Genomic DNA, 19057 nt, shown 5'->3' with positions numbered 1-19057 from the left:
ATCTCTGCTCGATCTTTGACTTTTTGTGGTACATCCGCAGTTCTCAAGTTTAATAGAGTTTTGTCTTGCTCACGAGTCAGAAATACCCTTAAACGAGCGCCCATTTTACTCGCTTCCCTAATACATTTGTTCTGCGTCTTTTCCAGATTTATCTATCTTTACATAGTTTGGTTTTTTCATGACAGCTTACTTATTTAGTGCATGAAAAATTGAGAAACATAATTAGCATTTGTTTAAGACTAATTACAAAAAATCTAGTCAGCTGACGAGAAAATTTAACTATGAGCAACACTCAACAAGAATTTTACGTTGTCATTGAACGAGATGAAGATGAATATTATGTAGGAGAAGTTCCTCAACTTAGAGCTTGTTACAGTCAAGGCGAGACTATTGACGAGCTGATGACAAATATTAAAGAAGCCATCGAACTCTGTTTGGAAGAAGAAGAGTATGAGAAATTACGGAGTTTGTAGGTATCCAAAAGGTAGTAATATAATGCCAAAACTACCTGCTGTTACAGACAAGAAATTATTCATGCTCTGAAGAAAATGCTTTCCCATCGCTTTACCGAAGCACTGACTTACGCTATAGAACTCCATGCAAACCAAGTGCGTAAAAGTTCCGGCGTACCGTATATTTCTCACCTGCTAGGCGTAACCAGTATTGCTTTAGAATATGGAGCAAATGAAGATGAAGCGATCGCAGCTTTACTCCATGATGCAATTGAAGACCAAGGGGGTGCGGCGACAAGAGAAGAAATTCGCCGTCGCTTTGGCGATGCAGTCACCGATATTGTAAACGGCTGTACAGATGCAGAGACAATTCCCAAACCGCCTTGGAGACAGCGTAAAGAAGCTTATATCACCACTATTCCCCAAGCTTCTCCATCGATAATTTTAGTTTCAGCTGCCGACAAACTACACAACGCCAGGTCAATCTTAAAAGACTATCGCGCTCTAGGCAAAACAGTATGGGAACGATTTAAAGGTGGTAAAGACGGTACGCTGTGGTACTATTGCGCCGTTGTCGAAGCTTTTATTGCCAAAGGAACAACACCTTTGATCGAAGAATTAGAACGGACAGTTGCAGAATTAGAGCAATTAGTCAAGGATGATAATGGGTAATTGGCAGTTGTCTCTTCCCCTACTCCCTACTCCCTACTCCCTACTCCCTAGTAATGGCAAACGTCCGTCTAGAAGATATTAAGCGCCGATTTAATAATGTCACTGCGATCGAAGATATTACATTCGAGGTTCCCGATGGAGAATTTTGGGTACTGGTGGGACCTTCGGGATGTGGTAAGTCTACAATTTTGAGGACGATCGCGGGCTTGGAAACGGCTACATCTGGCAAACTTTATATTGGGGACACGCTGATGAATAATATCCCCGCCAGACAGCGCGATGTCGCGATGGTATTTCAAAATTACGCCCTCTACCCTCATATGACGGTAGCAGAAAATATCGCCTTCGGATTGCAGATGCGGCAAGTCGATCGCAAGATTGTTAGGGAAAGGGTAGATACAGTCGCGCGATCGCTTTCTTTAGAAAATTTACTCGATCGCAAACCCAAACAACTATCGGGAGGTCAACAACAACGGGTAGCATTAGGTAGAGCGATCGCGCGTCAACCACAAGTATTTTTATTAGATGAACCCCTATCGAATTTAGATGCTCAATTACGAGACGATATGCGGGCAGAATTGAAACAATTACACGCACAATTAGGTGTAACAACTGTATATGTCACCCACGATCAAATTGAGGCGATGACATTAGCCGATAAAATCGTCGTATTAAATCGTGGCAAGATCCAACAAATTGGCGCACCACAAGAAGTTTATGCTCATCCAGCTAATCAGATGATAGCAACTTTTTTGGGCAATCCCCCAATGAATATTATGCCTGCTATTTATACGCATCAAGGTTTTCAGATAGGGGAGCAACACATTTCTTGTCCGGCAGAAATACAACAGAAATTGAATTTAGCACCGGGAAAACCTGTAGATTTAGGAATTCGCCCTGAATTTGTATATTTACAGGAGATAGGAGACAGAAGACAGAAGGCAGAAGAAAGTAGAACTTATCTTTTTTCGACTCCCGACTCCCGACTCCCGACTCCCGATTTAATAGTTGTTTTAAAAGTAGTAGAACCTTTAGGTAGAGAGATTTTAATTAAAGGCAACGTACCAGGAACGAGCGTATTACTAAATGCACAAGTGAGTCCTGATGTCAATTTACGTGTAGGCGATCGCTTATCTCTGCAACTAGATTTAGATCGTTTATTTATCTTTGAACCAGCTACAGGCGAGCGGTTGTATCCATAGTAGGGTGCGCTAGTAACGCACCCTACAGCGCAAATTACCCTTCAGATAGAGCAGCAAGTGCGACCGCATGTGTTACAATTCTTAATAATTGACAAGGAAACAGAGCAGGGGGGCTTTCAGTATTCCTCTGCCTTTTTATTTGGTTATGTACCTAACATCTGCAACTGATGCAAACCTGCGTACAACCCATCAAGCTGTAACAACTCATCATGAGTCCCAGACTCTACTAACTCGCCCCGCTTCAAGACAAAAATTCGATCCACATTACGAATTGTGGAAAGACGGTGAGCAATAATAATCGCCGTTCGCCCCTCTAGCAAGCGTTCCAAGGCATCTTGAATATATGCTTCCGTACCCACATCCAAACTAGCTGTAGCTTCGTCTAGTACGAGGATATGAGGGTTACGAATTGCCGCACGAGCAAACGCCAACAATTGCTTTTGTCCGCTAGAAAGATTCGTACCGCGCTCTCGCAACTGAGTATCATATCCTTGGGGTAACTGCTCGATAAACTGTGCCACATTCGTATTCTCTGCGGCGGCGCGGATCTCTTCAAAAGAATAAGTATCCCCCAGCGTAATGTTACTTTTCACGTCCCCAGCAAAGATAAAACCTTCTTGCAGAATCACACCCATCTGACAGCGCAATTCTGCCTGCGGAATATCTCGAATATCAACTCCATCCACTAATATTCGTCCTCGTGTCGGTTCATAGAGACGACACAGCAGCCGAATAATCGAACTTTTTCCCGCCCCCGTGGGACCAACTAAAGCAATTTTTTCCCCCGGACGAATCGTAAAATCTAAATCTTTAATCACATAATCGTCATTTTTATAGGCAAACCAAACGTGTTCAAAATGGATTTCTCCCGTTGGGGTAGTTGGTAATTGGTAGTTGGTAATTGGTAGTTGGTAATTGGTAGTTGCTCCCTCTGCTCTCTTCTCTCTTCCTCGACTCCCGTTCTCAACAGGATCGCGAATCTCAATTGGTTCGTCTAAAATATCGCTGATGCGTTCAACAGCTGTAAATCCGGCTTGAATTGCGGTAAATTTTTCCGCAAACTGGCGTAAAGGATCGAATAATCGTTGGGCAAATAGAATAAATGCAGCAAGAACGCCAAATTCTAATCTTTCTTGCAGGACAAAAATACCACCCAACCAGAGTACCCCTGCAACTGCTACTAAAGCCACCCATTCTAAAGTTGCCGAGACTGCTGAATCATGAAAGATCGTTCTATCTACCTCATGAATATAGTTTAAATTCGTAGCGCGAAATAGTTCGGCGTTGAATTGTTCGCGGCGAAACATCTGTACGACGTTAATCCCAGAAATATTCTCTTGTAAGGTGGAATTGAGTAAAGACAGTTCTTCTCTAGCTTTATAATTGGCTTTACGATATTGCTGCTGAAAGAAAATAATTAATCCCGTGACTGGAAATAGCATCAACAACAGCATTAAAGCGAGTTGCCACTGTTGCTGAAACATGAGAACTAAAATTACTAACATAGAGAATAGATCGCTGATAATACCTATTGCTCCAGTTGTGAAGACATCTCCCAATGCTTCCACGTCGCTTGTTAAGCGAGTAATTAATTTTCCCACAGGAGTACGATCGAAAAAGCGAACTGCTAAAGATGTAACGTGTGCAAATAGATCGTTACGAATATCCGCTGTCATTTGTTGTCCAACTTTTTGCACTAGGTAGCCCTGCACTCCTGTAAAGATTAGACGAACTACCACTGTTAACAGCAACAAACCTTCCAGAATTTGTAAACCCTGCCCCAGAGGTAGATTTTTGAGAAAATCGTAGGTATTTGGTTCTTTACGAATAAGGGAGATCGCTTGACCGATCAAAATTGGTTGAACGGCATTGGCGATCGCTACTGGGACTAGCAAAACCGTGGAAATCAACAATAACCTACCGTGACGGCGACCGTAAGGAATTAATCTTAGGAACAATCGCCAATCATTCTGGCGGCGGCGATTTCTGACGGGTTGGGATACGGGCGCTGATGTCGTCATGCTGCAACCTTTAATGGACGATCGGTCATCTAAAATACATTTTCTTAATTTAGCGCTAGTACTGACTCAAGATCGCTCTCATTCTGGCTAGATTTTTGCAGGCGATCGCTCAATTTTTCTATTTCTGACGAGAGTTTCACCTCGATCTACCTAAAATGGCGCAATTCAATCCCTACTGTCCGTCTGCTACTACTCTTAATCAAAAAAATATGAAAACTACATATTACATTCACCCTTTTTCAGTATTATTATCAGTAATCCCTGTATCAATCTTTATCTGAAACCATTGCGATCGCTACAATCTTCTGGCAATTTTTTATGCCAGATATATTATTTTGCTTCATATGATTCAAATACTTAATCTTACATAAGTTTCGTACTTAAATTTTATATTTCAATCTTTCTAGCTTTCTTTAAAAAGGAGAAAACTTCTTATTTAACTTATTTGATTTTATAGCAATCCAATTTAATTTGTGAACGTTTCCCGTGTAGAGACGTTCTATGTAACGTCTCTACACGGGAAATCAATTTCACTATTAACTATTAAGAATTAAAAGCAAATGAAAGTAACAACTATAGAAACCGCGTACCCACTTTCAGCTATGCAGCAGGGAATGCTATTTCATAGCCTCCACGCTCAACAATCTGGAGTTGATATCGAGCAGATAATTTGTTCGATAGGCGATCGCCTCAATATTTCTGCTTTTATTCAAGCATGGCAACGAGTTGTGGAACGCCACCCAGTTTTAAGAACGAGCTTTGATTGGAAAAGCGATCGCCAACCATTACAATGCGTCCACCTACAACCCGCTATTGAGATAGAACGAGAAGATTGGCGCAGCTTATCAGCTATAGAACAAGAACAACAGTTGCAAGTATATCTTCAGCGCGATCGCGCCTTTGGCTTTCAGATGGATCGCTTGCCATTAATGCGTTTAGCTCTGTTTCAGCTTAGCAATTGTAACTACCGCTTGATTTGGACTTTTCATCATGCCATATTAGATGGTCGGTCTTTGCATATAGTCCTCAAAGAAGTTTTTACTTTTTACGATGCTTTCTGCCTGGGAGAGGACTTAGAAATACCACAACCTCGTCCTTATCAAGATTACATCCAATGGTTGCAGCAAGATTGGTCAAAAGCCGCCAACTTTTGGCAACAACGACTCAAAGGCTTTACTGCACCGACTCCTTTAATAACTCACTCAACATTAGCCAAATCGACTTTAAATGCAGATTTAGAGATCGTCAATCGCAGTTTTGGCGATCGCGAACTGCGACTGTCAGAGCAAACGACAGCGAGATTAAAATCTTTGGTACAACAACACCAGCTCACGCTTAACACTTTGTTACAGGGGGCTTGGGCTATACTACTGAGCCGCTATAGTCGCGAAACCGATATTGTCTTTGGAGCCACGAGAGCCTGCCGTCACTCATCTGTAGCTGGTGCTGAATCTATGATAGGACTGCTGATTAATACCCTACCAGTGCGGGTAGACGTATCGCCACAGCCGCTTTTACCGTGGTTGCAGGAATTGCGATCGCAGTGGGTGACTTTGCGCGACTACGAACATACTCCTTTAGTCAATATTCAAGGTTGGAGCGATGTTCCCAGCGGTACGCCTCTATTTAATAGCCTTTTGGTATTTGAAAACTACGAATTGAATTCAGCTTTACGCGCTCAAGGTAGTCGATGGCAAAATCTAGAATTCCGATTAGAAGAACAAACGAATTATCCGCTCACCTTAGTTAGCTGCGCCGCACCAGAGCTTTTACTCAAACTCAAGTACGATCGGCAAATATTTGACGATGGGACAATTGAGCGGATGCTAGGACATTTGCAAACCTTGCTATCGAGCATGGCAACAAACCCCGAACAGTGCATCAGCGAAATACCACTGTTGACAGCGGCAGAACGCGATCGCATCGTGCGGGAATGGAACGACACCGCGACAGACTTTTCCCAAGAGCTTTGCATCCATCAGCTATTTGAAGCACAGGTAGAACTGACACCCGAAGCCGTTGCCGTTGTTTTTGAAGATCGACAACTCACCTACAGAGAACTGAACTGGAGAGCCAATCAATTAGCACGACACTTACAGCAATTAGGCGTGAAGCCAGGAGTACTAGTTGCCGTATATTTAGAGCGATCGCTAGAGACAGTCGTAACAGTCATGGGGATTTTGAAAGCAGGGGGTGCATACGTACCGCTCGAACCCAGCTTTCCCAAAGCACGGATTCAATTACTGCTTTCTTCACTGGCAATTAATTGTTTGGTAACGCAAACTTCGCTACTGCCAAATATTGACGAGATTCAATCTCAACTTCCGGCGCTACAGCACTTAATTTGTTTGGATGCTGAAAAACGTGACATTGGTAGGGGCGCACAGCCGTGCGCCCCTACAAAAGATACAAAGAAAATATTCGATCGCCAAATTTGGCTGCGTGCAGATCTGGATCGACTCCCTACCGACAACTTACCCCTGTCCGCTAGCTCAGATGATGTCGCCTACGTAATTTTTACCTCTGGCTCCACCGGAACGCCTAAAGGAGTTGTAGTTCGCCATCAACCTGTCATCAACTTGATTCAGTGGGTGAACAAAACTTTTGCCGTCAAACCCTCCGATAGAGTTTTATTCGTCACATCCTTGTGCTTCGACCTGTCAGTTTATGACATTTTCGGGCTTTTAGCCGCAGGTGGATCGATTCGAGTTGTGTCCAACCGTGACGTACAAGATCCAGAAGCTTTGTGGCGCATATTGCGTGACGAACCAATTACATTCTGGGACTCAGCACCACCTGCACTACAACAGCTTGCTACTTTTTTCCCCAAGATCGAATGGGGCGATCGCCATCCACAACTACGACTAGTATTTATGAGCGGTGACTGGATACCAGTAAAGTTACCAGACACACTCAAAGCTACATTCCCAGGAGTTAAAGTCATTAGTCTCGGCGGAGCAACCGAAGCCACAGTCTGGTCTAACTATTATCCAATTCAAACAGTCGAGCCGCATTGGGTAAGTATTCCCTACGGTAAACCAATACAAAATGCTCGCTATCATATTCTCGATTCCAATCTCAACCCCTGTCCGGTTGGCGTGGCTGGAGAGTTACATATTGGTGGCAAATGTCTTGCCTCTGGCTATTTAAATCAGCCCGATCTCACTGCCCAAAAATTTATTCCCGACCCCTTTAGCGACGATCCAACAGCACGACTCTACAAGACGGGAGACTTAGCCCGCTATCTCCCAGACGGTAACATTGAATTTCTCGGTCGGATCGACCATCAAGTCAAGATTCGCGGTTTTCGGATCGAGTTGGGAGAAATTGAAACCGTACTGGCAAAACATCCACAAGTGAGAGAAACTGTCATCCTGGTACGGGAAGACGAGCCAGGAAATAAGCGATTAGTGGCGTATGTCGTAGGACATCAGCCTGCACCTGCTACGAGCGAACTGCGGCGTTTCCTTCAGGAAAGATTACCAGAGTACATGGTTCCTGCTGCTTTCGTGGCGATCGCCGAAATCCCGCTCACTCCTAACGGTAAAGTAGATCGTCGCGCTTTGCCAATTCCCGATCGCGATCGACCCGATCTAGAAAAGGCTTTTGCTGCTCCTAGCAACGCCGTGGAACTCCAGTTAACTCAAATTTGGTCGGAAGTTCTAGGTATTCAATCAATTGGAGTCAGCGATAATTTCTTCGAGCTAGGAGGGCATTCACTGTTAGCCGTACAATTATTTACCCAAATCGAAAGTAAGTTTGGCATAAAACTTCCCCTAGCAACTTTATTTCAAGCACCGACAATCGAGCAACTAGCCAATATACTCGGTCGTTCGCAACAGTTGGTTTCATGGTCTTCATTAGTGGCAATTCAGCCTCACGGAGATCGATCTCCTTTATTCTGCATCCACGCACTGGGGGGAAACGTTCTCGGCTACCAAAAGCTAGTTCGTCATCTGGGTTTGGAACAACCTGTTTATGGATTGCAAGCACGGGGGTTAGATGGTAAACAAAACCCTCACACCAAAGTTGAAGACATGGCAGCCGCTTATATTCAAGAAATGCGGACGGTTCAGCCCCAAGGTTCCTATTTGCTATGCGGCTTTTCTAGTGGGGGTACGGTAGCTTTTGAGATGGCGCGACAGTTACAAGCGCAGGGTGAGGAAGTGGCTTTACTAGCCATGTTCGATACTTACAGCCCCCATTTATTTGTTCATAATCCCTCGCTATTTCGCACAATCTATACTTACTTGCGTACTCTTTGGCAGTTGCCGCTACCAGAAAAACAAACTTATTTTCTGCAAAAGTTAGATTGGATACACTCGCTGTTGACTGGCAAACAAAGCAGTAAATATGACCTCTGGAACAACTACGCTTTATCTGAAAATGCCAACCCTTACGATATGGTGCTAATTGAGGCGCTAAAGCAGGCAACAATGGTAGATTACGTTCCGCAAAGTTACTCCGGTCGAGTAGCTCTGTTTACGAGTAAAGAAGTTTTGAGATGGTGTTACTCTACACCCGATCGCGGTTGGAATAGCTTTGTCGAGCCAGGAGTCGAAATCCACGCAATACCTGGTACGCATTTGGGTTTGTTGGACGAACCAAACGTGCAAGTATTAGCTTCTAAACTCAAGAATTGCTTGGAGCAAGCACAAGTTGGCGATCGCACCTTAAGCTTAGTCGATAACAGTCGTGTCATGGAGCTGTCAATCGGTTGAGTCCTTACAGAAGCTTCATTTGCAGTTCTTTGTCGCCAGCGATCGCATTCTTGCTAGAGATACTTCGCTAAAATGCAAACAAGCGCGATAACTCGTGTTTATCTCTAAGTAGCAGATGTGAATTGCAGATGCCTACAGCATATCTTCTGTTTGAGAATCTCCTGTTTTTTGCGATCGCCACGTCCTTTTTTGCTCTCGTCGGCTGGGCGTGGAGACATTCAAAACCTTTTTATCTTCCCGAACCACTGCCTGAGTGGTTCAAAATCTGGTTTGGTACAGTGCAGGTTGTTGGATTATTACTACCAATAGCTGCCTTGGTGTGGGGAATTTGGCAGGGCTACTCCAGCGTTTTAACTGTACTCATACCGTACTTAGTCATGCTGGGTCTGCAAATTCTTTCCGAAATTGTCACCTTGAGATATTTTCACACTGTTGTATGGGTCATGATTCCTTACCTTTACTTGCCTTACCGGATTTGGCAGCTGTATGAAGGCATGACACTACTAAGTCCAACTGATAACCCGCTTTGGTTAAAGAATTTATTATTTATCAATATTGTGTTGTGGACTTTGAATTATGCCCTCAATTTATTTCAACTACCAAGGCTATTGCACTGGGAAACTCAAGTAAATAATGAGTAATGAATGATTAATTTTCATTGTGAGCCATGCTATAGAGTTCCTGAGTGACTTATGCCTCGAATGAGATTGCTATATTCAGTATTTTTACTAAACCGATAGTGAACTTTATTTCCGTAGAATGTGCTAGAACCTTTTACATTAGGATTTAGCAGATGATTTTTATACCGCAGTGCCAGAATTTGCAGCAACAAGTTGAGAGTATATTAAACTTATTGCACCAGGAACCTTCACAGAGAACTCACAATACTACTACTGTTGAATCCTCGTTAAAAAAAGCAATTTCTCCTACGTTTGAGATTGTTTTTGCTGGTGCTTTTAGTGCGGGAAAATCGATGCTGATTAACGCACTTTTAGAAAAGGAACTTTTATATAGTGCAGAAGGACACGCGACGGGAACGGAATGTTATATTGCATACGCCGAAGCGGATAAGGAACGAGTAATTTTGACTTTTTTAAGTGAAGCAGAAATTCGAGAACAGGTGAGCGCTTTATGTCAAAAATTGGAGTTAAATGCTGTTAATAAGATTAATCAACCAGAAGCAATACAACTTATTCAGCAGGCTTGTGAAACGATTATCCAGCTAGAAGGTGGTGAAAGCAAATCAGAAAAAGCAAAACAGGCAAAGGCGTTAATATTGTTGTTGGAAGGTTATAGAGCAAACCGCGATCGCATTCATACAATTAATAATGCTACCTATTCGATGGAGCAGTTTCATTTCTCTAATTTAAAAGAAGCTGCAAGTTATGCGCGACGTGGTAGCAATAGTGCAGTTTTAAAACGAATTGAATATTATTGTCACCATCCTTTACTACAAGATGGTAATGTCTTAATTGATACGCCTGGAATTGATGCACCAGTATAGAAGGATGCAGAATTGACATATCGTAAAATTGAACATCCCGATACTTCTGCTGTTGTCTGCGTTCTGAAACCTGCTGCTGCGGGTGACATGACGAAGGAAGAAACTCAACTGCTAGAAAAGATGCGGAGTAACTTAGGAATTCGCGATCGCGTATTCTATATTTTCAACCGCATTGATGAAACTTGGTATAATACGCAACTGCGTCAGCGTTTAGAAGATTTAATTGCATCCCAGTTTCATGATACGAGTAGAGTTTATAAAACAAGCGGATTATTAGGATTTTATGGTAGTCAATTGAAAAATACAAGTGGGAGCGATCGCTTTGGTTTAGATTCCATCTTTGCTGACAGTGTCAAAGCTACGGATGGAAAGGAAGAGACACCTCAATTTGTTAATGAATTCAATCGTTACTGTGCCAACTCCGGTAAACTTTCTCCTCAGCGTTTTCGGATTTCTGTTAATAGTTACGAAACTCCAAATGAAAACTATACTCGGATTTTAGCCGAACAGGGAACAACTTTAATTGAGCAGTTAATTGTAGATAGCGGAATTGAAGAATTTCGTTCTGCGATCGCCAAATATCTAACTGAAGAGAAACGTCCGCAGTTATTTGCAAATTTAGCAGACGATCTGCAACCATTGTGTATTAGTTTACGAAAGCATTATTTATCGGTTCAAATTGATTTAGATAGTCAACCTCGCGAAATTGAAGCAATGAAAGCGAGGGAATTAGAACGCCTCAGTCAGCAACTACAACAAGTTGGCAGAGATTATGCAATGCATGTTGCTGAGGAAGTCAATCAAATCGTCACTAATGGATGTAATACTTTTGAAGAAGATTTTCGCAAACTGCAAGCGAGAACGATTCACCGCTTAGATGAGTTATTAGATACATTTTCCGTGCGTAAGGCTTACGAAGACGCTACCCGCAGTCATCCTCGCAACGCTACCGTACCTTTAATCGCGATTTTAGTTGAAGCTTTGTATTATTTAGCAAATCAATTAGAAGATGTTTTAGTTGAGTCTTGTCAGGAAGTCATCGCCATATATTTTCAACGCTTAATCGAACGAGTTCGTAAGTCAGAATATTACCGTTATTTGTATCGCCTCTTAGGAAATGATAGTGGTATTGAAGCACAATTAAAAGCTGTAGAAAAACAAGTCATTCAAACTATAGTTAGTGCAGCGAAAGTTGAGTGCGATCGCTTTGTCAGAGAAAGTCCCAGATTTTACGACGAGGGAACATTCTCAATCTATCAGTTTCGGCAAACCTTGCTGCAAACTTCTCAAAGTTATGACTGTGAAAGCATGGTACAAGCCGAACCAGCAATCCGTCAGTTACTAAAATTAGATTTTGAACTAAAAGTTTCAGAAACCATCCGTAAAAACTTTCGTCAAACCATCAACCAAACGCTCAAATCTCAGCTCTTGCCAGCAGTAGAGCAACATACAGATGTTATCTTACAACAATACAGCCACGCTCGGAATTATTTAGAGCAAACTTTGGCAAAAGAAGCTGAAGAGAAGATTAGAAAAAACGAGCGATCGCAAGTTGAAATTGTCCAAAAAATTGAGACGTATAACCAGGCTGTATCAGGAATAAATACTTGTTTGCAAGCCATGCAATTATACGAGCATTTATTACCTGTAATTGGCGATTCTAAAATTCTCCCAGTTTCTACCGATCTCGAATCTTCTCATTTTAGTTTAAATAGTAACGATACTACTAATAGCATGGTAGAAATGCATTAATTTTATGGGATGCTTTAGCACCCTCCTACAGTCCGCGCAGGCGGACTTCACCTGTGTAGCTGCGAATTCTATTCGCTGGGTTTATTTTGAAAAAACTAATTTCAAGAGTGAGGTGAATATGGAAGATAATTTGTCTTTGCAAAACTGTGGTGAGGATGATGTTATATCATTATGTCATCAGCTATTTAAATTTGAATACTTAAAATTCACTTTAAAAAATCAAATTTCTTCATATAATATAGAGACGAGTTTTAGCAATTCACTAAAAATAGATATAAATAGTAAACACAGGTGCATTTCTGCAATTGATTGGTTTGAGAATGGAGTCAATTGTGAAGTTTTAAAAATTGGATCGCAAGGTTGGCGAAAAGGAAAGGTCAAAATCAATATCCAAGTTTCTTTAGAATTTTGTCCAGATGAACCAGAAATTGAGCAAATAAATCACCATTGGACGATCTTCGTAAGACCTTGAACTAGTCATTTACTGATCTCACTACAATAATTGGAAATTGCAATGAATATAAAATTTTTACCGCTAGATGAATCAGTAGTCTTTTCCCTTAGCCATACTACATTCAAAATTAGTGAAATTACAAAGGCAATGATGGAAATTTGGAGACATAAAGGAGTAGATCTTTTAAATGATTTTTTGAAATCTACAGGACGAGGATTTTTTGCATCTAGTAACTGTGGAGTTTGGTCTGAAAAGGGTCTAGAATGCGAAGTTTTAAAACCTGGTAAGACTTGGCAAAAAGGAAAAGTAAGAATCAAAATAATTATAGAATTCAGTTCTGATGAACTTGAGTCTGAAGAAATATCTGTAAATAATATTCAACTAGAATCACCACTAGACGATATCCGTAGAACCATGAGCCAAAATTCTTAACACAATACACGCCTTGCAAAAATTACCACTGTGCGCCTTTGCGTCTTTGCGTGACATAAAAACACACTTATGCAAAAACAAACTCACCGCTTGCTGATATTCGTCAGAGAATACCTAAAGAGTAGCTATACGATTTCACAGTATAAATATATGACCAAAACACCCCGAATCAAAATACCGATCGCAGTAAAAAAATACGTATGGAAGCGCGATCGCGATCGATGTCAAAGCTGTGGTAGAACTGAAAATGAAACAAATCTCACCATAGACCATATCATACCTTTAGCTAGTGGTGGTTCCAACGATATTAGCAATTTACAAACTCTTTGCTACAGTTGTAACTCCCAAAAAAATCATCACTTCGATCCTCGTTTTCGACAGAACTTCGATCTTTAAATCTCCAATTCATTTGACTTTTGACTTACCCATTTCCCAACAAAGCTTCAAATTCTGCCTTTAAACCATTAACGTCTGCTACTCTTGCTACTAATAAATTATCTTTGCCACCAGCATCGTCAAAACGAGATTTCCAATACTGAACCGTGTCTGAGTTACGCATCCAAAAACTAACGACTGTATCAATAACTTGTTCTAAATTCCAATTTTGTTTGCAGGGAATAGTTTCTATCGATTTTAAAAAAGCATCCAAAGTACACTTGTATGCTCCTAAATACTCTACTCCTCGCCACTGAGGAACTTGTACGACTTGCTGTTGATGCTCAAAAAAATAGAGAATTGGTGAAACTCCAACAATTTCAAAGGTATATTCCATCTCACTCTCCTAATATCAGTTATCAGTTATGAACCATTATTTATTTTCTACTCACTGCTCACTTATTGTTAACAATTGTTATAGCTGTCATTATAGTGTAATGACATCCGAAAAAAGGCGGAGAATCAGCTATATCATGAGAGATATTCAGTTAAAAAATTAGCACTATTGGCTTTTGAGTGCTAAACAATAGCAGACAAAAATTAGCAATGAACTACTTTGAGTACTAACCTGAAATAGGCATTATAGTATCTTATTTAAAGTGTTACAAAGAGTTGTTCGGTATTTTTAGTAACCTTTTTACACTCTTGCAGCTAGATTTCTTAGGTGAGCTAGCAGCACTAACATCTGCTGGTTTGTGGGCAATATCTTCAGTTATCTACGGACGCATCAGACAACGCATTCCCCCACTGGAAATAATTGCATTGCTGTTTTTGCTGGCACTTACTTAGGAATCTGGCTGTAACAGGTAGCAGTCAAGTTTGCAGTTGTAGGAGTTGCCCTCACGCTAAGCAATACCAGTCCTTTATTCGTCATTCCCATAGCTGTTTGCTTGGGAGAAAGAATCAGTTTCAGAGCAATATTAGGGGCTTTTGTCGCCCTGAGTGGTATATTCGTACTACTGTTGCCGCATTGAGCAAAGCAGCTTACATTTCATTCCTCCTGTCTCAGATCGAGTCTTGAGTATTTCTGCTATAGTTCTTGAGATTAAACTATGAATTTCTGATAAAGGTTGCTTCTACCTAGAAAATTGTACTTTTCGCAAAAATATCTGCAATAAAACTGCAATAAAACTGCACCAAATCTGCACAATTGCGGCATAATAATAAATGAAGTACAGCTAAGTTCTTCTCTGCTTTATAAAGAGACAGACAAAAAGAAGAAAAGACTGTAAAATAATACCACTAGTTAGCAATTTGCTCAAATATAAAAATATTATTAAAAAATTATTAATAATATGTTTTTAATATTATTTAATTAAGAAAATTAATTATAACAATAGTAAATACAGCTAAATAAACTTTTTAATTGAAGTTTTATTCAAGTGGGTTCGCTACCCAAATATAAGCTTTAGCAAAGCTACGAGCTGTTTGAGCAGCAAATTTTTAATGAAAATAGTTGCAATAAGTACCATTGCCGATGGCGATCGCTACGAGAGCTTCAAAGTAACTTTTTTTACCAAGTTGTGCGGTAATTTTTCTCAAGACAGCGGTAAGCTGCAAAGTTAGGTTGTAATTATTGGATTGAACTTCTCTGTCTTTTGCTAGTCAGTCTGACAGAGAAAATTTTCAACCTACCGACAAATAATCAAACAAACCTGGTAAGAGGAGCAAAGAATATGGCAACTATTGAAGGAACGTTTTCTGATGACAAACTTTCCGGCAATCTCGATACTGCTGAGAGCGATTTTATTTACGGCTACGATGGCAACGATAAACTTTACGGTAGAGATGGAGATGATTCTCTATGGGGAGGCAACGGCAACGATAGATTGAAAGGCGGATCGGGCAACGACTTACTAGATGGCGGTTACGGAGACGACACTGTATATGGTGGAACAGGTAACGATACTCTATACGGATTCAACGGTAACGATGTTTTGTTTGGAGACGGAAATAACGATAACTTAATTGGTGGATTTGGCAACGATGTTTTAGATGGAGGAGAAGGAAACGACATCATTGATGGTGCTGGAGGAGGTGCATACATTGGTAGTTCAGTTAGTCGTGGTGCTAATGAAATAGATGTCTTGACTGGAGGTGCAGGAGCAGATACCTTCAGGCTTGAAGGTGGTGCTGGGCGTGATGGCGCAGGTACATCTTACAGATTTGCTGGCAATAACGATTACGCTCTCATTACAGATTTCAATCCTCTTGAAGATACGATCGTTCTAAGAAGTATTGACACATCTGGATCATCATTCATGCAAACACAAGTCACTTATAGTTTAGGTGCAGCACCAAGCGATTTACTCCTACAAGGAACGGGGATTTATGCTGAATTTGCTAACAATCCTGGCACACAAGAACTTATTGCTATCTTGCACGGAACCACGCCAGAGTCAGTTAATATTGGTGGAAGCTACTTCAAATACGTCAGCTAACAATGTATTTCAAAATAAGCTTAAGCTGAAAACTTAATTGCTATTTTGCCAGCTATTTCACTAGATTTTTTAAGTCTTAACTACAAAACAGAACTATTTAACCTACTGAGAAACGCTGACCGAATCTGAATAAATAACCTAGAGCTGTCCGTACTAACGGCAGCTCTTTTTTTATGAATCTAGTTCCTAGTCATTTTTCTAGGTCTTCCTCTCCCCATTTTTCTGATGTCATCCATAGTATAAGTTCGGCAAGATGAAATCAGTTATCAGAAGAAAGGGAGCAGGGGAGCAGAGGGGCAGAGGAAGCAGAGGGAGAAACTGCCTCTCGCCTCTTGCCTCTCGCCTCTCGCCTTTCACCAATGACCAATGACCACTTGCTAAAAGGAAAAATGATATGGAGTCGCCATCAATTGAGAATAATACTTTGCTAGCACTTTCCAATAATTTAGCTGATGCAGTCGAACGAGCAGGTCGTGCCGTTGTTGCTGTAAATGCACGTCACCGTATTTCTTCAACTGGCGTTCACTGGCGCAATGGTATCGTCGTTACCGCCGAACACACTGTGAGGCGGGATGAGGAAATTGCTGTCAGGCTACCAGACGATCGCACTGTAGCGGCAACTTTAATCGGTCGAGATTCCAGCACGGATTTAGCTGTACTCAGAATACCAGATGTCCAATTACCTACAGCAGAAATTGGCGATAGCGGTACTTTGCAAGTTGGAAACCTAGTGTTATCTGTAGCACGTCCTGGTGAGAGTGGGTTGAGTGCTAGCTGGGGAGTTGTCAGCGCTAAAGGTATTGGTGTTACACAACGAGATTGGTGTGGCAAACAGACTGAAGGATTACTCAAATTAGATTTATCACTTTATCCTGGTTTTTCTGGCAGTCCATTAGTAGATGCAAAAGGTAGTGTTGTCGGTATCAATACTGTTGGTCCTCGTAATATGGTGCTAGCTATACCTGTTGCGACTGTTAACCGCGTTATTGACACCTTATTAGAAAAAGGCAAAATTGCCAGGGGCTATTTGGGTTTGGGAATGCAGCCCGTATTACTACCGGACAATCTGAAAAATACGTTGAACCTATCCAGTAACGGGGGCGTAATCGTCGTCAATATCGAATCTGATGGTCCCGCCGATCGCGCTGGCGTATTAATTGGTGACGTACTCATTTTCCTTGATGGTAGAGCGATCGCCGACACTGGAGACGTGCAGGCAATGCTCGGCTCGGAGTCTGTAGGTAAAACCCTCAACGCACAAGTTATTCGAGGCGGCGCGTTATTAACAGTCCCGATCGCGATTGGAGAACGTTGATATGACTACACTAAATGACGAACTAGCAAGTGTTGCCGCAGCTTTGAGCCGTTCTACCGTACAAATACAAGACCGAAGATTTGGCGGCGGTTCTGGTGTAATTTGGCAAGCTGATGGTGTCATTATTACGAACGCTCACGTCATTAGGAGCGATCGCCCCACAGTCAAACTTGCAGACAATAGGGTACTCGACGCTGTATGTACTAACCGCGATCGCCTACAAGATTTAGCTGTATTGAAGGTTGATGCTACCGATCTACCAGCTGCTCCCATTGGAGATTCTGACACGCTGCGAGTCGGTCAGATGGTGTTCGCAGTTGGTAATCCTCTGGGTGTCACGGGTGCGTTAACAACTGGGATTATTCACGCTGTCACTTCCAAAAATCAGACTGGCAAAAATCAAACTGGCAAAAATCAAACTGGAACCTGGATACAAGCAGATATTCGCTTGAGTGCTGGGAATTCTGGCGGCGCTCTTGCTGATACTCAAGGTAAAGTAATCGGTATTAACACTGCGATCGCGGGTGGTTTGGGCTTGGCTATACCCAGCAATATAGTAAAGCGTTTCTTACGGCGTGGTACAGTTAAACCTTATTTAGGAGTGACTCTCCAGCCTGTGGCAATCGGGCGGAGATACAGGCGCAGGTTAGGTTTATTAATTTTGGAAGTACAAGCAGGTAGTTTAGCAGAATCTGCTGGATTATTAACTGGCGATGTATTGACAGGAGTAGCCGGACGAGAGTTTACTGACATTTCAGATTTAGCCGAAGTTCTTTGGCAGTTTTCTCCAGGAAACGTACTACAACTCAATTTGATTCGTGCTGGCAAATTGGCGATCGCTCAAATCCAAATTCCAGATAAGTCGGGAGCAGTGGCGGCGTGATGCGGGTTCTGGTTGCTGCCACTAATCCGATTGTCCGTGCGGGTTTAGAGAGTATCGTGCGGACAAATCCCGATCTATTGGCAATTGGTAGTTCTGCAGATTCAGCGACCTTAGCTATGGCGATCGCAACTCATAACCCTGATGTAGTTCTGATCGAGCTGAGTTTACCAGAAGGAGAGCCTGTTAGTGAAAAATTAGTTGCTTTAGCAGGAGTGGGAGAATTACCAATCGCCATTCTTATCGACACCGAGGATCGCGATCGCCTACCCGAACTGCTTCGTTCTGGTGTCAAAGCCATCTTACCGCGATCGGCATCGGCAGAAGAGATTTTACAAGCTGTAGAAGCTGTGGCAACTGGATTAGTCGTGTTACACCCCGATGCGATCGATCTTCTCCTCACTCTTTTACCAATGAGCGAACGAGTTGTAGAAGCAACACCACCACTACAAGCATTAACTTCCCGCGAAATTGAAGTTTTGGGAATGCTAGCTGAGGGGTTGGGGAATAAGGCGATCGCCAAGCGTTTAGGGATCTCGGAGCATACGGTTAAGTTTCATGTTTCCTCTATTTTTAGCAAACTCAATGCTAGCAGCCGTACAGAAGCCGTGACTTTGGGAGCCAGACAAGGATTGATTATGTTGTGATTGGTAATTGGTAGTTGGGTGGTGCGTGTTGCGTGTTGCGCTCAGGAGCAGGGTGTAGGGTGTAGTAAGTGGGGTGTAGTAAGTGGTATTTTTGCTCCCTCAGCTTCCTCAGCTTCCTCAGCTCCCCCA

General features: G+C 42.0%; 14 protein-coding genes and 2 pseudogenes. 14 read left to right on the top strand and 2 right to left on the bottom strand.

Features of this window, described 5'->3' with window-relative positions:
• Positions 1-281 precede the first annotated feature (281 nt).
• The 3 genes and pseudogenes from H6G17_RS12190 to H6G17_RS12180 all read left to right on the top strand — a co-directional run bounded on the left by H6G17_RS12190 (position 282) and on the right by H6G17_RS12180 (position 2326).
• Positions 282-496: pseudogene (locus H6G17_RS12190) on the top strand (type II toxin-antitoxin system HicB family antitoxin).
• A 52-nt stretch (positions 497-548) separates the two neighbouring features.
• A complete protein-coding gene (locus tag H6G17_RS12185) occupies positions 549-1124 on the top strand; it encodes an HD domain-containing protein (protein WP_192157407.1) in 576 nt (191 codons plus the stop codon).
• 53 nt (positions 1125-1177) lie between these two features.
• Positions 1178-2326 carry an ABC transporter ATP-binding protein gene (locus H6G17_RS12180; RefSeq protein ID WP_192157405.1) on the top strand — a complete coding sequence of 383 codons (1149 nt, stop codon included), beginning with the start codon at positions 1178-1180 and terminating at the stop codon, positions 2324-2326.
• Positions 2327-2469: 143 nt separating this feature from the next.
• On the opposite strand, the gene H6G17_RS12175 is transcribed toward H6G17_RS12180, so the two are convergent.
• Positions 2470-4347: an ABC transporter ATP-binding protein gene (locus H6G17_RS12175; RefSeq protein ID WP_192157403.1), complete on the bottom strand. Its 1878-nt coding sequence runs from the start codon at positions 4345-4347 to the stop codon at positions 2470-2472.
• A 560-nt stretch (positions 4348-4907) separates the two neighbouring features.
• On the opposite strand from H6G17_RS12175, the gene H6G17_RS12170 reads away from it, so the two are divergent.
• The 6 genes and pseudogenes from H6G17_RS12170 to H6G17_RS12145 all read left to right on the top strand — a co-directional run bounded on the left by H6G17_RS12170 (position 4908) and on the right by H6G17_RS12145 (position 13606).
• Complete coding sequence (locus H6G17_RS12170; protein ID WP_192157401.1) at positions 4908-9068, top strand: non-ribosomal peptide synthetase; 4161 nt, start codon at positions 4908-4910, stop codon at positions 9066-9068.
• Positions 9069-9196: 128 nt separating this feature from the next.
• A complete protein-coding gene (locus H6G17_RS12165; RefSeq protein WP_192157398.1) occupies positions 9197-9709 on the top strand; it encodes a hypothetical protein in 513 nt (170 codons plus the stop codon).
• A gap of 152 nt (positions 9710-9861) precedes the next feature.
• A pseudogene (locus H6G17_RS12160) lies at positions 9862-12324 on the top strand (dynamin-like GTPase family protein).
• A gap of 118 nt (positions 12325-12442) precedes the next feature.
• Positions 12443-12796 carry a KGK domain-containing protein gene (locus H6G17_RS12155; protein WP_192157396.1) on the top strand — a complete coding sequence of 118 codons (354 nt, stop codon included), beginning with the start codon at positions 12443-12445 and terminating at the stop codon, positions 12794-12796.
• Positions 12797-12838: 42 nt separating this feature from the next.
• On the top strand, positions 12839-13210 hold the full coding sequence (locus tag H6G17_RS12150; protein ID WP_192157394.1) for a KGK domain-containing protein: 372 nt from the start codon (positions 12839-12841) through the stop codon (positions 13208-13210).
• A 150-nt stretch (positions 13211-13360) separates the two neighbouring features.
• Positions 13361-13606, top strand: coding sequence for an HNH endonuclease (locus tag H6G17_RS12145; protein WP_192157392.1), 246 nt, complete (start codon positions 13361-13363; stop codon positions 13604-13606).
• 25 nt (positions 13607-13631) lie between these two features.
• Here the strand turns inward: H6G17_RS12145 and H6G17_RS12140 are convergent, their stop codons facing one another.
• Positions 13632-13982, bottom strand: a complete 351-nt coding sequence (locus H6G17_RS12140; protein WP_192157390.1) for a hypothetical protein — start codon at positions 13980-13982, stop codon at positions 13632-13634.
• A 308-nt stretch (positions 13983-14290) separates the two neighbouring features.
• Here H6G17_RS12140 and H6G17_RS12135 point away from each other — a divergent pair, with 308 nt between their 5' ends.
• The 5 genes from H6G17_RS12135 to H6G17_RS12115 all read left to right on the top strand — a co-directional run bounded on the left by H6G17_RS12135 (position 14291) and on the right by H6G17_RS12115 (position 18928).
• Positions 14291-14434, top strand: a complete 144-nt coding sequence (locus H6G17_RS12135) for a hypothetical protein (protein WP_192157388.1) — start codon at positions 14291-14293, stop codon at positions 14432-14434.
• An 887-nt stretch (positions 14435-15321) separates the two neighbouring features.
• On the top strand, positions 15322-16086 hold the full coding sequence (locus H6G17_RS12130) for a calcium-binding protein (protein ID WP_192157386.1): 765 nt from the start codon (positions 15322-15324) through the stop codon (positions 16084-16086).
• A gap of 394 nt (positions 16087-16480) precedes the next feature.
• Complete coding sequence (locus tag H6G17_RS12125) at positions 16481-17401, top strand: trypsin-like peptidase domain-containing protein (RefSeq protein ID WP_192157384.1); 921 nt, start codon at positions 16481-16483, stop codon at positions 17399-17401.
• Position 17402: 1 nt separating this feature from the next.
• The gene (locus H6G17_RS12120; protein WP_192157382.1) at positions 17403-18284 is read left to right on the top strand and encodes a trypsin-like peptidase domain-containing protein; all 882 of its coding nucleotides are present in this window, start codon (positions 17403-17405) and stop codon (positions 18282-18284) included.
• Positions 18284-18928 carry a response regulator transcription factor gene (locus tag H6G17_RS12115; protein WP_192157428.1) on the top strand — a complete coding sequence of 215 codons (645 nt, stop codon included), beginning with the start codon at positions 18284-18286 and terminating at the stop codon, positions 18926-18928. The genes H6G17_RS12120 and H6G17_RS12115 overlap by 1 nt, the downstream gene beginning before the upstream one ends.
• The last annotated feature ends 129 nt before the right edge of the window (positions 18929-19057 follow it).

The organism is Chroococcidiopsis sp. [FACHB-1243], from assembly GCF_014696895.1.
GTDB lineage: Bacteria > Cyanobacteriota > Cyanobacteriia > Cyanobacteriales > Chroococcidiopsidaceae > Chroococcidiopsis.
The sequence above is the reverse complement of the archived record's forward strand: the minus strand, read 5'-3'. Positions and strand labels throughout refer to the sequence as shown.

Bases quoted from the DNA above. Each gene is read 5' to 3' on its own strand.
- H6G17_RS12165 (WP_192157398.1), top strand. From the start codon at position 9,197: ATGCCTACAGCATATCTTCTGTTTGAGAATCTCCTGTTTTTTGCGATC.
- H6G17_RS12125 (WP_192157384.1), top strand. From the start codon at position 16,481: ATGGAGTCGCCATCAATTGAGAATAATACTTTGCTAGCACTTTCCAAT.
- H6G17_RS12185 (WP_192157407.1), top strand. From the start codon at position 549: ATGCTTTCCCATCGCTTTACCGAAGCACTGACTTACGCTATAGAACTC.
- H6G17_RS12170 (WP_192157401.1), top strand. From the start codon at position 4,908: ATGAAAGTAACAACTATAGAAACCGCGTACCCACTTTCAGCTATGCAG.
- H6G17_RS12180 (WP_192157405.1), top strand. From the start codon at position 1,178: ATGGCAAACGTCCGTCTAGAAGATATTAAGCGCCGATTTAATAATGTC.
- H6G17_RS12115 (WP_192157428.1), top strand. From the start codon at position 18,284: ATGCGGGTTCTGGTTGCTGCCACTAATCCGATTGTCCGTGCGGGTTTA.
- H6G17_RS12155 (WP_192157396.1), top strand. From the start codon at position 12,443: ATGGAAGATAATTTGTCTTTGCAAAACTGTGGTGAGGATGATGTTATA.
- H6G17_RS12130 (WP_192157386.1), top strand. From the start codon at position 15,322: ATGGCAACTATTGAAGGAACGTTTTCTGATGACAAACTTTCCGGCAAT.
- H6G17_RS12140 (WP_192157390.1), bottom strand. From the start codon at position 13,982: ATGGAATATACCTTTGAAATTGTTGGAGTTTCACCAATTCTCTATTTT.
- H6G17_RS12145 (WP_192157392.1), top strand. From the start codon at position 13,361: ATGACCAAAACACCCCGAATCAAAATACCGATCGCAGTAAAAAAATAC.
- H6G17_RS12120 (WP_192157382.1), top strand. From the start codon at position 17,403: ATGACTACACTAAATGACGAACTAGCAAGTGTTGCCGCAGCTTTGAGC.
- H6G17_RS12150 (WP_192157394.1), top strand. From the start codon at position 12,839: ATGAATATAAAATTTTTACCGCTAGATGAATCAGTAGTCTTTTCCCTT.
- H6G17_RS12175 (WP_192157403.1), bottom strand. From the start codon at position 4,347: ATGACGACATCAGCGCCCGTATCCCAACCCGTCAGAAATCGCCGCCGC.